The organism is Paraburkholderia unamae, assembly GCF_003268775.1.
Taxonomy (GTDB): domain Bacteria; phylum Pseudomonadota; class Gammaproteobacteria; order Burkholderiales; family Burkholderiaceae; genus Paraburkholderia; species Paraburkholderia unamae.
On sequence record NZ_QLSU01000012.1, the window covers coordinates 243,900 to 258,486 of the forward strand.

10 protein-coding genes are annotated in these 14,587 nt (G+C 67.2%); 4 read left to right on the top strand and 6 right to left on the bottom strand.

Going from position 1 to position 14,587, the window contains the following annotated elements:
• The first annotated feature begins 4 nt into the window (after positions 1–4).
• Positions 5–1,078 (top strand): aminoglycoside phosphotransferase family protein, encoded by a 1,074-nt coding sequence (locus C7401_RS21420; protein WP_112173387.1) that lies wholly within the window; start codon positions 5–7, stop codon positions 1,076–1,078.
• A gap of 11 nt (positions 1,079–1,089) precedes the next feature.
• Positions 1,090–1,851, top strand: a complete 762-nt coding sequence (murU, locus tag C7401_RS21425) for an N-acetylmuramate alpha-1-phosphate uridylyltransferase MurU (protein WP_112173388.1) — start codon at positions 1,090–1,092, stop codon at positions 1,849–1,851.
• A gap of 43 nt (positions 1,852–1,894) precedes the next feature.
• On the opposite strand, the gene C7401_RS21430 is transcribed toward murU, so the two are convergent.
• The gene (locus C7401_RS21430) at positions 1,895–3,814 is read right to left on the bottom strand and encodes an ABCB family ABC transporter ATP-binding protein/permease (RefSeq protein WP_112173389.1); all 1,920 of its coding nucleotides are present in this window, start codon (positions 3,812–3,814) and stop codon (positions 1,895–1,897) included.
• 295 nt (positions 3,815–4,109) lie between these two features.
• Here C7401_RS21430 and C7401_RS21435 point away from each other — a divergent pair, with 295 nt between their 5' ends.
• Positions 4,110–4,505, top strand: coding sequence for an acyl-CoA thioesterase (locus C7401_RS21435; protein WP_112173390.1), 396 nt, complete (start codon positions 4,110–4,112; stop codon positions 4,503–4,505).
• A gap of 51 nt (positions 4,506–4,556) precedes the next feature.
• Here C7401_RS21435 and C7401_RS21440 read toward each other — a convergent pair whose 3' ends face one another.
• Positions 4,557–8,174 (bottom strand): sensor domain-containing protein, encoded by a 3,618-nt coding sequence (locus C7401_RS21440; protein WP_258397176.1) that lies wholly within the window; start codon positions 8,172–8,174, stop codon positions 4,557–4,559.
• Between the two features lie 222 nt (positions 8,175–8,396).
• Positions 8,397–8,879 (bottom strand): nitrate reductase associated protein, encoded by a 483-nt coding sequence (locus C7401_RS21445; protein WP_112173391.1) that lies wholly within the window; start codon positions 8,877–8,879, stop codon positions 8,397–8,399.
• 157 nt (positions 8,880–9,036) lie between these two features.
• On the opposite strand from C7401_RS21445, the gene fdhD reads away from it, so the two are divergent.
• Positions 9,037–9,894: a formate dehydrogenase accessory sulfurtransferase FdhD gene (gene fdhD, locus C7401_RS21450; protein WP_258397177.1), complete on the top strand. Its 858-nt coding sequence runs from the start codon at positions 9,037–9,039 to the stop codon at positions 9,892–9,894.
• A gap of 14 nt (positions 9,895–9,908) precedes the next feature.
• Here the strand turns inward: fdhD and C7401_RS21455 are convergent, their stop codons facing one another.
• The 3 genes from C7401_RS21455 to C7401_RS21465 all read right to left on the bottom strand — a co-directional run bounded on the left by C7401_RS21455 (position 9,909) and on the right by C7401_RS21465 (position 14,478).
• Positions 9,909–10,679 (bottom strand): enoyl-CoA hydratase, encoded by a 771-nt coding sequence (locus tag C7401_RS21455; protein ID WP_112173392.1) that lies wholly within the window; start codon positions 10,677–10,679, stop codon positions 9,909–9,911.
• A 123-nt stretch (positions 10,680–10,802) separates the two neighbouring features.
• On the bottom strand, positions 10,803–12,002 hold the full coding sequence (locus C7401_RS21460; protein ID WP_112173393.1) for an acetyl-CoA C-acyltransferase: 1,200 nt from the start codon (positions 12,000–12,002) through the stop codon (positions 10,803–10,805).
• A gap of 34 nt (positions 12,003–12,036) precedes the next feature.
• Complete coding sequence (locus tag C7401_RS21465) at positions 12,037–14,478, bottom strand: 3-hydroxyacyl-CoA dehydrogenase/enoyl-CoA hydratase family protein (RefSeq protein ID WP_112173394.1); 2,442 nt, start codon at positions 14,476–14,478, stop codon at positions 12,037–12,039.
• Between the last annotated feature and the right edge of the window lie 109 nt (positions 14,479–14,587).

Here is a 14,587-nt window from a genome sequence, read left to right on the forward strand (position 1 = left end):
TTTCATGACCTTTTCCGCCGCGCATTCCTCCACCGATTCCCCCGCCGGGCCCCCAGCCGACAAGCGTCGCGACCTGCTCGCCGCCTGGCTCGGCAGCCACGCCGAACGCTACGCCCTGAGCCTCGACACGCTCGCTGCGGCCTCCGCCGACGCGAGCTTTCGCCGCTACTTCCGCCTGTCGAGCGCGGGCGAGCACGGCGCGACGCTGATCGCCGTCGACGCCCCGCCGCCCGAGAAGTGCCGCGAATTCGCCCAGGTCGCGCAGTTGCTCGACGCGGCCGGCGTGCATGTGCCCCGCGTGCTGGAAGTCGATTTCGACGCGGGCTTCATGCTCGTGACCGATCTGGGCACCGCGCCCTATCTGAAAACGCTCCAGCAAAGCGGTCCCGGCCCGCGCTCGCGCGAGCTGATGCGCGACGCGCTCGACGCGCTGATCCGCTGGCAACTGAGTACGCGCGAAGGCGTGCTGCCCGCGTTCGACGAAACCTTCATGCACCGCGAGATGGAGCTGATGCCCGAGTGGTATCTGGAGCGCCATCTCGGCCGCAAGGTGGACGAGGCCACGCGCGGCATGCTCGACCGCACCTTCGCCCTGCTCGTGGCGAGCGCGCGCGCGCAGCCGCAAAGCTTCATGCTGCGCGACTTCATGCCCCGCAACCTGATGATCGCAACGCCCAACCCCGGCGTGCTCGACTTCCAGGACGCCGTGTACGGCCCGATCACCTACGACGTCGTCTCGCTGCTGCGCGACGCGTTCCTGACCTGGGACGAGGAGTTCGAGCTCGACTGCTTCGCGCACTACTGGGAGCGCGCGAAGAAGGCGGGCCTGCCCGTCGATGCCGATTTCGGCGAGTTCTATCGCCAGCTCGAATGGATGGGCTTGCAGCGCCACATCAAGGTGCTCGGCCTCTTTTGCCGCATCAACTATCGCGACGGCAAGCCGCACTACATGGACGACCTGCCGCGCTTTCTCGGCTACGCGAGCAAGGTCGCGCACCGCTATCGACCGCTCGTGCCGTTCGCGCGGCTCATCGACGACCTGCAAGGCAGCGCCGTCGAAGTCGGTTACACGTTCTGAGCCGGGCTGCCATGACCCCATCGAATCACGCGCCGGCAACGGCGAGGGCCGGCAGCGGCCGCACCGCGATGATCTTCGCCGCCGGACGCGGCGAGCGCATGCGCCCGCTCACCGACACCTGCCCGAAGCCGCTCCTCGAAGCGGGCGGCAAACCGCTCATCGTCTGGCAGATCGAGCGGCTCGCCGCGTCGGGCTACACACGCATCGTCATCAACCACGCATGGCTTGGCGCGCAGATCGAAGCCGCGCTCGGCAACGGTTCGCGCTTTGGCGTGACGCTGCACTATTCGCCCGAGCACGACGCGCTCGAAACGGCGGGCGGCATTGCGCAGGCGCTGCCGCTCATCGAGTCGAACGGCGTACCCGAAGTATTTCTCGCGGTGAGCGGCGACGTCTACAGCGCCTACGATTTCGCACGCCTGAAAGCGCGCGCCCAGACGCTCGCGGCGCAGGCCGAGCCCGGCATGCATCTCGTGATGGTGCCGAATCCGCCGTTTCATCCGAACGGCGACTTCGCGCTGAACGCTGAAGGGTTGCTCTCGCTCGAAGGCGCGCCGCGCTACACGTTCGGCAATATCGGCCTTTATGACACGCGCATGTTCCGCGACCTCGCGCCCGGCACGAAGCGCGCGCTCACGCCGTACTATCGCGAGTCCATCGCGCAGGGGCGCGCGAGCGGCGAGCTGTACGAAGGCGCCTGGGAAAACGTCGGCACGCCCGCGCAACTCGAAGCGCTCGACACCGCCTTGCGCGGCGCCGCCCGCCACGGCTGAAACGCGCCGTACGCACGCCGGCCTGCGCTCGGCGCGGCGCGCATCAATGGCCACCCGCCGCCGGCGCTTCGACTTGCCCCTGCTGCCCCGCTTGCGTCTGGGGCGTCTCGCTCGCCTTTTGCTGCTGGAGCGCCCACATCTGCGCGTAGTGTGCGCCCGCGCCCAGCAACTCCGCATGCGTGCCGCGCTCCACGATGCGCCCATGATCCATCACGATGATCTGCTGCGCGTGCACGACCGTGGAGAGCCGGTGCGCGATCACGAGCGTCGTGCGCTCGCGCGCGATCTGGTCGAGCTCGTGCTGGATGGCGCGCTCCGAGCGCGAGTCGAGCGCTGACGTCGCCTCGTCGAACAGCAGAATCGGCGGATTCTTGAGCAGCGTGCGCGCGATCGCCACGCGCTGCTTCTCGCCGCCCGAGAGCTTGAGGCCGCGCTCGCCCACGGGCGTGTCGTAACCCTTCGGCAAACTTTCGATGAACGCGTGAATATGCGCCGCACGCGCCGCCGCGATCACTTCCTCGCGGCTCGCCGTGGGACGGCCATAGGCGATGTTGTAGTAGATCGAATCGTTGAACAGCACTGTGTCCTGCGGCACGATGCCGATCGAGGCGCGCAGCGAATCCTGCGTGACGTCGCGGATATCCTGGCCGTCGATCGTAATCGCCCCGCCGCTCTTGCCAGGATCGGCGCGATCGAGATCGTAGAAGCGGAACAGGAGCCGCGCGAGCGTGGACTTGCCCGAGCCGCTGTGCCCCACCACAGCCGTGGTCGTGCCCGCGGCGATCGTGAAGCTCAGGTCGTGCAGGATCTGCCGCGAAGGCTCGTACGCGAAATTCACATGCGAAAAGCGCACCTCGCCGCCGCGCACCGCGAGCGCGGGCGCGCCGGGCACATCGGCCACTTCGCGCTCGACGACGAGAAGCGTGAACATGCGGTCCATGTCGGTGAGGCTTTGCTTGAGCTCGCGATACACCACGCCGAGAAAATTGAGCGGAATGTAGAGCTGGAGCATGAACGTGTTGATGAGCACGAGATCGCCGAGCGTGAGCCGCCCCGCCATCACGCCTTGCGTCGCACGCCAGAGAATGAACACGAGCCCCGTGCCGATGATCGCCTGCTGCCCGAAGTTGAGCGCGGAAAGCGAGTGCTGTGACTTGATCGCGGCCTTGCGGTAGCGGCGCAGATTCTCGTCGTAGCGCGTGGTCTCCCACTCTTCGTTGCCGAAGTACTTCACGGTCTCGTAGTTGATGAGCGAATCGATCGCACGCGCGTTGGCGCGCGAATCGAGCTCGTTCATGGTGCGGCGGAAATGCGTGCGCCACTCGGTCACCTTCACCGTGAACACGATGTACGCCACGAGCGCGATGAGCGTCACGATCGCGTAATACGCCTCGTACTTCACCACGAAGAAGCCGAGCACGAGGCCCACTTCCACGAGCGTCGGCAGGATGCTGTAGAGCGAGCACGAAATGAGCTGCGTGATGCCGCGCGTGCCGCGCTCGATGTCGCGCGACATGCCACCCGTTTGCCGCTCCAGGTGAAAGCGCAGCGAGAGCGCGTGCAGATGGCGGAACACCTTGAGCGCGAGCTGGCGCACGGCGCTTTCCGTCACCTTCGAAAAGAGGATTTCGCGCAACTCGGTGAACAGCGACGTCGAGAGCCGCACCACGGCATACGCCACCACGAGCAGCCCGACGCCGCCCGCGAGCACGATGCCGGGCGCGTGCTCCGCCCGCCCAAGCGCTTCGAGATGACGCACGGAAGCGAGGCCGTCGACGATGTGCTTCATCACGATCGGCACGCCGAGGTTGGCCACCTTCGCGCCGATCAGGCAGGTGAGCGCGAACGCCACGCGCCATCGATAGGCGGTGAGGTAAGGCAGCAGCGAAACGATCGTCTGCCAGTCGTTGCGCGGCCCGGTGGCGGGCAGCGCGGGTTCATTGGAAGCGGGAAAGCGGCGCATGGGCGAGCGGCGAAAAGCGTGCGGGATGCGTGCGCCCGGCGACGCGCGAAGGCCGGTGCCGGGCGCGTCGCAAGCGGCACGACGAGTCTTGTGGGGTTATCGGCGACGGGTTTCGCGACGGTGGAAGGCGCGAATGGACCGCCCGCCCCACCGGATGCTTTCCCGTACAATTCCTGATCGACGTATTGTCGCAGAAGGCGGCGGGCGCCGCTGGCCGCGCCAGATTGGCCCTGGATTGGCTCCTCGCCCGCGCAGTTTCGCCGCCCGCCGTTCGATCCCTTTTCATGGATGCCCGATGACCGACTCCTTCCCGCTCCCCCCCAAATCGCCTGCCTTGCGCGTCGTGCCGCAACCCTCGGACGCCAACGTGCACGGCGACGTCTTCGGCGGCTGGATCATGGCGCAGGTCGACATTGCCGGCTCGATTCCGGCCAGCCGCCGCGCCAACGGACGCGTCGCCACCGTCGCGGTGAATTCGTTCGTGTTCAAGCAACCGGTGTTCGTGGGCGACCTGCTGAGCTTTTATGCCGAGATCGTCAAGACGGGCACGACTTCGGTGACCGTCGAAGTCGAGGTCTACGCACAGCGCATGCGCCTCCAGGACGAAGTCGTCAAGGTGACCGAAGCCACGCTCACCTACGTCGCGACCGGCGCGGACCGCCGCCCGCGCGCCCTGCCGGACGTCGAATAAGTCCACTGCGAACGCCGCGACCCGCGCCGCGGCGCTCGCCTTGCGACCGGCTCAGGCCGTCCACGCAAGCCCGGGCGGTTCCTCATAGGCCGCGCTCGCGCGCAGCAGCGCCGCCGCCTCGTCGCCGGGCAGCGGCGGCGCGAAAAAGTAGCCCTGCAACTCGTCGCACGCGCGCTCGCGCAGGAAGGCGAACTGCGCCGACGTCTCCACCCCTTCCGCGATCACTTGCAGCCGCAGCTCGTGCGCAAGCGCGATGATGGCCGCCGTGATCGTTTCGTCGTCGCTGCTCGTGCCGATGTCGGCCACGAACGAGCGGTCGATCTTGAGCCGGTCCACGGGCAGGCGCTTGAGGTAGCTCAGGCTCGAATAGCCGGTGCCGAAGTCGTCGATGGCGATGCCGATGCCGAGCGCGTGCAGTTCGTTCAACATCGACACGGCCTCCTCCGCATTGCGCATGAGCGTGCTTTCGGTCAGCTCGATTTCGAGCCAGCAGGCGTCCAGCCCGGTTTCCTGAAGCACATCCTTCACGAGCTGCGCGATGTCGCGCTGATGGAACGTCTTCGCCGAGAAGTTCACCGAAACGCGCACGGGCGGCAGCCCTGCGAGCTGCCACGCGCGATTTTGCCGGCACGCCTCGCGCAGCACCCAGTCGGAGAGCGGGCCGATCAGGCCGCTTTCCTCGGCCACGGGAATGAACTGCGCGGGCGAGACGAGCCCCACCTCGGGGTCGCGCCAGCGCACGAGCGCTTCCATGCCGACGATACGACCGCCCTCGATCTCCACCTGCGGCTGGTAGTGCAGCAAAAACTCGCCGTCGCGCAGCGCGCGGCGCAGGCGCCGCTCCAGGTTCAGGCGCACGCTCACATTCGCGTTCATCTCGGGCTGGAAGAACTGGAACGTGTTGCGGCCCATGTCCTTCGCGCGATACATCGCCACATCGGCCTTCTTGAGCAGCGACTCCGCGTCGTTGCCGTCCTGCGGGTACACGCTCGCGCCCATGCTGCAACCCACGTACAGCTCGGTGCCGTCGATCCACACCGGCTCCGAGATCAGCGTGCGCGCCCGCTCCATCCAGCCGATCAGCGACTTCTCGTCGATGGTGTCGGTCAGCACGATCACGAACTCGTCGCCGCCGTGGCGCGCGACCGTGTCGGTCGTGCGCGTGCAGCGCTGGAGCCGCTCGGCCACCACGCCCAGCAGCCGGTCGCCCACGCTGTGGCCGAGACTGTCGTTCACATTCTTGAAGCCGTCGAGGTCGATGAACACCACCGCCACGCCCGTATCGTGCCGCTGCGCCGCGAGCAGCGCGTGCTGGAGCCGGTCGCGCAGGAGATTGCGGTTGGGCAGCATCGTCAGGCTGTCGTAGTTCGCCTGGTATTCGAGCTGTTCCTGGTAGCGGATCAGCTCGGTCACGTCGTTGATGATGCCGATGTGATGCGTGATGCGGCCGTCCAGATCGGGCACGGGCGCGATCAGCAACTGGTTCCAGAAAAGCGCGCCGTCCTTGCGGTAGTTGCGCAGCACGGCGCTCACCTCGCGATTGGAAAGCAGCGCCTTGCGGATGGCGATGAGGCCTTCCTGATCGCGGTCGTCGCGTTGCAACAGCCGGCAGTCCTGACCGACCACCTCGGCCGGATCGAAGCCCGTGATGCGGCGAAACGCCGGATTCGCGTACTCGATCAGGTTGCTGCCGCCCGGCCCCGGCGCGGTGATGAGAATGGCGTTCACGCAGGCGTCGAGCGCGCGGCTTTGCAGGCGCAGCGCGAGGTCGGCGCGCTTGCTGTCGGTGGTGTCCGAATACGAACCGAGCACGCCGATCACGCGGCCGTCGCCGTCGAGCAGCGGCAGCTTGCTCGTCATGGTGGTGCGATGCAGGCCGTCGATCGTCAGATCCTGCTCGAGGTTGATGCGCGGCAGGCCCGATTCGAGCACGTCGCGGTCCTGCTCGCGCATGACGTCGGCATACGCACGCCAGGGCAGCTCGTCGTCGGTCTTGCCGATGATCTGCTCCGGGTACGAGAGGCCCGCGTCGCGCGCGAAGGTCATGTTGCAGCCGAGATAGCGCGATTGCGCGTCCTTCCAGAAGATGCGCTGCGGAATGTTGTCGATCACCGACTCGAGCATCTGGTTCGAGCGCTGCGCCTCCGCTTCGGCCTGGATCTGCTCGGTGACGTCGTCGGCGAGCACGAACACGGCGTCGCGGCCGAGGAAGGTGAGCGAGTGATGCGAGATGTCCGCGCTGATGAGCGAGCCGTCGCGGCGGCGATGGTGCCAGATGCCGGCCATCGTGCGCACGTTCTGCGTAAGCGTGTCCGAGCGCGAGAGGTGCTGCTCCAGGCGCGATATATCCTCGGCCGGACGGATGTCGCGGATCGTCATCGCGAGGAATTCTTCCTCGCTGTAGCCGTACTGCTGGATCGCGGCGGTGTTCACGGCGAGAAAGCGCAGCGTCTCGCGGTCGAACACGTACATGGGCACCGGGTGCGCGTCGAAAAGGCCCTGGAAGCGCTCGTTGCGCAGGCGCATGCCGCTCACCGCGCGCAGCTTTTCGCGGGCGGCGCTTTCGCGCGCGCCGAACGTGTAGATGAGCAGCGTCGCGCCCGCGAGCATCGTCACGATCAGCAGCAGCGAGGCGCGGCCGCCCGAGCGCGCCGAGTCGGCGAGCGCGCCGGCCAGCGCGAAGTCCTCGGCGCTTTGCAGCGCCGCGAGGCGCGCGGCGAGCCGGTCCACCCGCATGTCGATGCGGATGTATTCGTTGGCGAGCCATGCCGCCGTAGCGGGCGACTGGGTTGTGGCTTCGGTTGTGACTTCGGTCGCGGGTGTAGCGGTGGCTGATGCAGGGGCCGATGCGGGGACCGATGCGCTGTTCGCGACGCCTGGCGCATTCGTGAACGCACTGTCAGATGCAAGCGAAGCGAGTGCATCGGGCGCGACGGCGCTTGCCGCCACGACAGGCGCACCGAGCGACGGCATGATCGCGCCGGTCACCACGTGGCCGGCCGCGCGGGCATCCTTCGCGCTCGCCCACTGCGTGACTGATCGTGCGGCTGACTGCGTGACTGACTGCGCAGCCGTCGCGGCGGCGTTGCGCGCAAGTGCGTCGCGGGCGGCCGGCTGCACCTTGGGCGCGCGCGCCGCATTCGCGGGCGACGCCGAGCCGGATTCCTGCGCCGCCGCACCGCCCTCCACCCCGTTGTCCGCCACGGCCTGCGCGGCCACGGGAGCGCTCGCGCCCTGCGCAACCGCGACGGCCTGGGCGCGCTCGTCGACCAGGCGCTGCTCGGCGCGCGCCAGCGTCGTGTCGATCTCGCCCGCAATCGCCGTGGCTTCCAGCGCCGCGGCGTCGAAGCGCGCCGCGAGGTCCGCGTTGCCCGCCAGTTCCGCACGCAGCGCGCGGCCGGTTGCGTCGAGTTGCGCGGCGCGCGTCTCACGCGCCCCTGCGGCCTCGGGCACCCCTTGCTGCGCGAGACGCCCGAGCGCGCTCACGCCACCGCCCAGGGCGTCGCGATAGAGGTCGAGGTCATGGCGGATCCGGGCGGCTTCACCGGCGCGCCGGTCGATCTCGCGCTGGGCGTCGATCTGCGTCCACGCGACAAAGGCGTTCGCGCCCACGGCCGCCGCAACGACGGCCAGATTGATGAGTTGGCGCTTCGAAAAAAGAAGGTTCATGAAAGCCGAGCGTCGTTCGCGCCCGCGCCGTGTGCGCGGGATGATGGGTCACGAACTGCGCGCGACCGGTCGGCGCCTGAAGCGCCAACCCGAAATAACGGCACGGCCAGGCTCGTCTTGAGGGGCCAGGCGGGGAAAGTGGGGAAAATTCGCGCACGCTCGCTCGCACGCGGCAAGCGCGTGCGAGCGAACGGGGAAAAAGCGGAAAAAGAGCGGGAAAAATCAGCGGGGCGCCGCCAGCCCGAACTCGTGCATCGCGGGCGCGAAGTCGTGATTGCTCTCGGGCTTGCGCGCGAGCTTGGCGAGCACGTAGCGCTGGAACGGATCGAGCTGCGACCACGCTTCGACGCCGGGCGCGCGCAGGTTGGCGAGCTCCGACTGAAGCGCGATGCCGCCCGGCACCGCACTCACGTCGCGCCATGCGGGCGCTTCATCGGGCGCAAACCACTCGGGCTCGACGTTTGCATGCGTGCGCATCATCTCGAAGAGCGCGTGGTCGAAGTTGGGCTCGATCTGCGTGTCTTCGTCCACGGGAAAGCACGCCAGCAACCGGCGGTCTTCGTAGGGCAGCAATTGCCATTGCGCGAGCGAAATGCGCAGCCCGAAGCGATCCAGATTGAAGCGCACGCACATCGGGATAAAGGTGAGGTTTTCCGACGAATCGACCTCGAAGCGGAAAAGGAGCGGAGCTTCGTTTAATGCCATGACGGTGTCCTCGCGACGCGGGCATAAGCGGACACAAACGCACATCAGCGCACGCGGCCCGCTTGAGGTATTTTAGAACCTTCCGCGCGCGGCGCGGCCCCGCCGTCCACCGGCGGCGCCGCGGTGCCGCGCCGCACAAGGTCATGGAGTTTAGCGCTTGAATACCCCTACCCGCGCGCCGATTCCGGCGTCGAATCATCTGGAAACCGAAGAACAGCCCGGCGCCGTCGCATTGCGCGTGCACCGGCACCGTGGCGGCGACGTGCAAACGCGCGAGGACCACGTCGGCCAGGAATGGCCCGTCGCGCTCGTCTTCAACGGCATCTCGCACGCGGTCATGATGTGCACGCCGCGCGACCTCGAAGCGTTCGCCGTGGGCTTCGCGATCTCGGAGGGCATTGTCGGGCGCAACGCCGATATTCAGGACATCGAGGTCCACTGGCATGAGGACGCGGACCTGCCGCACGCCGAAGTCCACCTCACCGTGGTGCAGCAGGCGTTCGTGGAACTGAAGGAAAAGCGCCGCGCGCTCGCCGGGCGCAGCGGCTGCGGCGTATGCGGCATCGAAAGTATCGACCTGCTCGACCTCGAACCCGAGCAGGTGCCCGACACGGGCTTCGTCGCGCGCCTCTCGCCCGACGCCATCGCGCGCGCCGCACGCGAATTGCCGCAGCACCAGGCGCTCACGAAGCTCACGGGCGGCCTGCACGCGGCCGCCTGGTGCGACGAAAACGGCGCGATCCTGCGAGCCTTCGAGGACGTGGGCCGCCACAACGCGCTCGACAAGCTCATCGGCCGGCTCGTGATGGAGCGCGCCGACACGCAGCAGGGCTTCGTCTTCCTCTCCAGCCGCGCGAGCTATGAGCTCGTGCGCAAGGCCGCGCGCGTGGGCATTCCGATGGTCGCGACGATCTCGGCGCCCTCGTCGCTTGCCATCGCCATCGCGAAGCGCGCCGGACTGCGGCTCGTGAGCTTTTGCCGCGAGTCCGGGTACGTCGATTACGAAACGGCCTGAAGCGCCATGGGCGCTTAATCGAACTGCCGGAAATCCGGCTTGCGCTTTTCGAGGAAAGCCGTGAACGCCTCGCGCGCTTCCGGTGCGAGCAGCATCTTGCCGAAGTGCACGAACTCCTCGCTGATGCGCGTCTTGATCTCGTGATCGCTCGCGCGCTTCATGAGCGACTTCGTCACGCGCAGCGACGACGCAGGCAGCGCCGCCAGCTTCGCCAGTTGCCCGGCGACGAACGCGTCCAGCTCGGCGGCGGGCAGCACGCGATTGACGAAGCCCATGCGATGCGCTTCCGCCGCGTCGAAGGTCTCGCCGAGCAGCAGCTTTTCCGCCGCGCCCTGATAGCCCGCAATGCGCGGCAGCAACAGCGACGAAGCAGCTTCCGGGCACAGCCCCAATTGCGAGAACGGCACGCCAAAGCGCGCATTGTCGGCGGCGTAGACCATGTCGCAATGCAACAGCAGCGTCGTGCCTACCCCGATGGCCGGCCCCTTCACCGCCGCGACGAGCGGCTTCTCGAACGTCGAGATGGCATCGAGAAAGCGGATCACGGGCGAATCGGCACCGGTCGGCGGGGTCTTCAGAAAGTTCTCGATGTCGTTACCCGCCGTAAAGCTCTCAGCGTGGCCTTGCAGCAGCACGGCGCGCACCGAGGCGTCCTCGTTCGCGGCGGCGAGCGCGTCGGCCATCGCCTGGTACATCGGAGGCGTGAGCGCGTTCTTGCGCGCGGGCCGGTCGATGGTGATCGTGAGCACGCCATTCTCGCGTGCGGTCAGGATTTCGTTGCTCATACGAATGTCTCATCAGGTCGCAATCTGATACGAAAAACGGTCCGCAAACCGCGAAGTCTGCGAACCGTGTCGATAACGCTATGCGTCAGGGGCCGGTCAGGGGCCAGTGAGGGGCCGAAGCGCTTACAGCCGCTCGATGATGCCCGCCGCACCCATGCCGGTGCCCACGCACATCGTCACCATGCCGTACTTGTAGTTGCGGCGGCGCAGGCCGTGCACGACCGTCGAGGCGCGAATCGCGCCCGTCGCGCCGAGCGGGTGGCCCAGCGCAATCGCGCCGCCCAGCGGATTGATCTTCGAAGGATCGAGCCCCAGGTCCTGGATCACCGCCAGCGACTGCGCGGCGAACGCCTCGTTCAGCTCGATCCAGTCCAGATCGTCCTGCTTCAGGCCCGCGGCCTTCAGCGCCGCCGGAATCGCTTCCTTCGGGCCGATACCCATGATCTCCGGCGGCACGCCGCGCACCGCGAAGCTCACGAAACGCGCGAGCGGCGTGAGGTTGAACTGCTTGAGGATCTTCTCGGAAACGACGATCAGCGCGCCCGCGCCGTCCGACGTCTGCGAGCTGTTGCCCGCCGTGACCGAGCCCTTGTTCGCGAACACCGGACGCAGCTTCGCGAGGCCTTCGAGCGTCGTATCGGCGCGCGGGCCTTCGTCCAGCTCGATCAGGCGCTCCTTCACCTGCACTTCGCCCGAAGCGAGATCGGGGAAGCGCTCGACGAGCGTGTACGGCGCGATCTCGTCCCTGAACTCGCCCGCCTGTTGCGCGGCGAGCGCGCGGCGGTGCGATTCGACCGAGAACGCGTCCTGCGCTTCGCGGCTCACCTTCCAGCGCTCCGCGACCTTCTCGGCGGTCAGGCCCATGCCGTAAGCAATGCCAACGTCTTCGTTGCGATCGAAGATATGCGGCGAGAGCGACGGCTTGTTGCCCATCATCGGCACCATGCTCATCGACTCGCAGCCGCCCGCGATCATCGCGTCCGACTCACCCACGCGAATGCGGTCGGCGGCCATGGCGAGCGCCGTGAGGCCCGACGCGCAGAAGCGGTTGACGGTCACGCCGCCCACGCTTTGCGGCAGCCCCGCGAGCAGCGCGCCGATGCGCGCCACGTTCAGGCCTTGCTCGGCTTCCGGAATCGCGCAGCCGACGATAGCGTCTTCGATCACGCTCGTGTCGAGGCCGGGCACCTGCGCCACGGCCGACTTGATCGCGTGAACGAGCAGCTCGTCCGGGCGCGTGTTCCTGAACACGCCGCGCGGCGCCTTGCCGATGGGCGTGCGGCTCGCGGCGACGATGTATGCATCCTGCAACTGTTTGCTCATCTTTGACTCCAGTATCTCGTATGCGTCGTGCCGCTTAGTTGCGCACCGGCTTGCCGGTTTGCAGCATGCCCATGATGCGTTCCTGCGTCTTCTGCGTGCCGAGCAGTTCGACGAAGGCGCGGCGCTCGAGCTTGAGCAGCCATTCTTCGTCGACGAGGCTGCCCGCTTCGACGTCGCCACCGCACACGGCTTCGGCGATGCGGCTCGCGATCAGGAAATCGTGGTCGCTGATGAAGCGGCCGTCGCGCATGTTCACGAGCGACGCCTTGATGGTCGAGATTGCCGAGCGGCCCGCCACCGGAATCTGCGTCGCGCGCAGCGGCGCACGGTAGCCCGCCGCGCTCAGTGCGCGCGCTTCCTTCTTCGCCGTGTCGAGCAGCTCGAACACGTTGAAGACGATGGTGTCCGAGGGCTTCAGATAGCCCATCGCGCGAGCGTCGTGCGCCGAGCTGGACACCTTCGCCATCGCCGCGTTTTCGAACGACTTTTGCAGGAAGCGCAGCAGATCGCTCGGGGCCGCGCCAATCGCCTGCGCGCCTTCGGCCGCGCGAATCGCCGCTTCCTTCAGGCCGCCGCCCGCCGGCACGAGACCTACGCCCACTTCCACGAGGCCAACGAAGCTCTCGATGTGCGCAACGCGCTTCGCGCTTTGCAGCATGATTTCGCAGCCGCCGCCGAGCGCGATGCCCGAGACCGCCGTCACGACCGGCACGTTCGCGTATTTCACGCGCAGCATCGTGTCCTGGAACTTCTTCACGAACGGCTCGATGCCCTTCGCCCCGCCCATCATGAACGCGGGCATCGCCTCTTCGAGGTTCGCGCCCGCCGAGAACGGGCCGCCCGGCGCGCCGAGCTTGAGCGACGTCGGTTGCCAGATCACGAGGCCCTTGTAGCCGTCTTCGGCGATCTCGATGGCCTTCACGAGCGAGTCGAGCAGCGCCGGACCCATCGTGTTCATCTTGCTCTTGTACGAGACGATGACGACGTCGTCCTCGCCCGCGCGGTCGTCCACCCAGGCGCGCAGGTTGTCGTTCTCGAACAGCGTCTTGCCGAAGGTCTTCGGGTCGCGTGCGTTCGTTTCGCCGAACAGCGCCGCGCGGAACACCTGGCGCTCGTACACCGGCAGAGTCGAGCGCGGCACGAAGCGCGCCTCAGCCGGCGACCACGAACCCTGCGCGCCGTGCACGCCGCCGTTTTCGGCAACCGCGCCTTCGAACACCCAGGCGGGCAGCGGCGCATTCGAGAGCGCCTTGCCTGCGTCGATGTCTTCCTTCACCCACTCGGCCACCTGCTTCCAGCCCGCGGCCTGCCAGCCTTCGAACGGGCCTTCGTTCCAGCCGAAGCCCCAGCGGATCGCGAGATCGACATCGCGCGCGTTGTCCGCGATCGACTGGAGATGCACGCCGATGTAGTGGAACACGTCACGGAAGATCGACCACAGGAACTGCGCCTGCGGATGCTGCGTTTCGCGCAGCAGCTTCAGACGCTCGGCGGGCGGACGCTTGAGGATGCGGCCCACCAGTTCGTCCGCCTTGCCGCCGCCATCGACGTATTCGCCCGTGCCGGCGTCGAGCACCTTGATGGCTTTGCCTTCCTTGCGATAGAAGCCGCCACCCGTCTTCTGGCCGAGCGCGCCCTTCGCCACGAGCCCCGCGAGCACGGCAGGCGTCTCGTACACGGGGAAGAACGGATCGTCCTTCAGGTTGTCCTGCATCGTCTTGATGACGTGCGCCATCGTGTCGAGACCGACCACGTCGGCCGTGCGGAACGTCGCCGACTTCGCGCGGCCAAGGCGAGCACCGGTGAGGTCGTCGACTTCATCGAAACGCAGTCCGAACTTCTTCGCCTCGGCGATCACCGCGAGGATCGAGAACACGCCCACGCGGTTCGCGATGAAGTTCGGCGTGTCCTTCGCGCGCACCACGCCCTTGCCTACCACGCTCGTCAGGAACGATTCGAGCTGGTCGAGGATTTCGGGCTGCGTTTGCGCGGTCGGGATCAGTTCGACCAGGTGCATGTAGCGCGGCGGATTGAAAAAGTGCACGCCGCAAAAGCGCGCCTTCAACGTATCGTCGAAGCCATGCGAAAGTTCGGTGATCGACAGGCCCGAGGTGTTGGTCGCGAAGATCGCGTTCGGGCCGATGTGCGGCGCGACCTTCTTGTAGAGGTCGTGCTTCCAGTCCATGCGCTCGGCGATCGCTTCGATCACCACGTCGCATTCCGCGAGTTTGGCGATGTCGTCTTCGTAGTTCGCGGGCGTGAGATATTTTGCGTCGTCCTTCACGCCGAACGGCGCGGGCGAGAGCTTCTTGAGCGCTTCGATCGCCTTGAGCGCGATGGCGTTCTTCGGGCCTTCCTTCGCGGGCAAATCGAACAGCAGCACGGGCACGCGGGCGTTGATCAGGTGCGCGGCGATCTGCGCGCCCATCACGCCGGCGCCGAGCACGGCCACCTTGCGAATATTGAGGTTGCTCACGTTGTTCCTCCAGCGGGTATGCAATGTCGAGCGGATTGAGGTGTGAGGGCGGCGCGCCGCGACAGATAACGCAACGCGGACCGCCTCTGGACATCGTCGTGTTGACCGG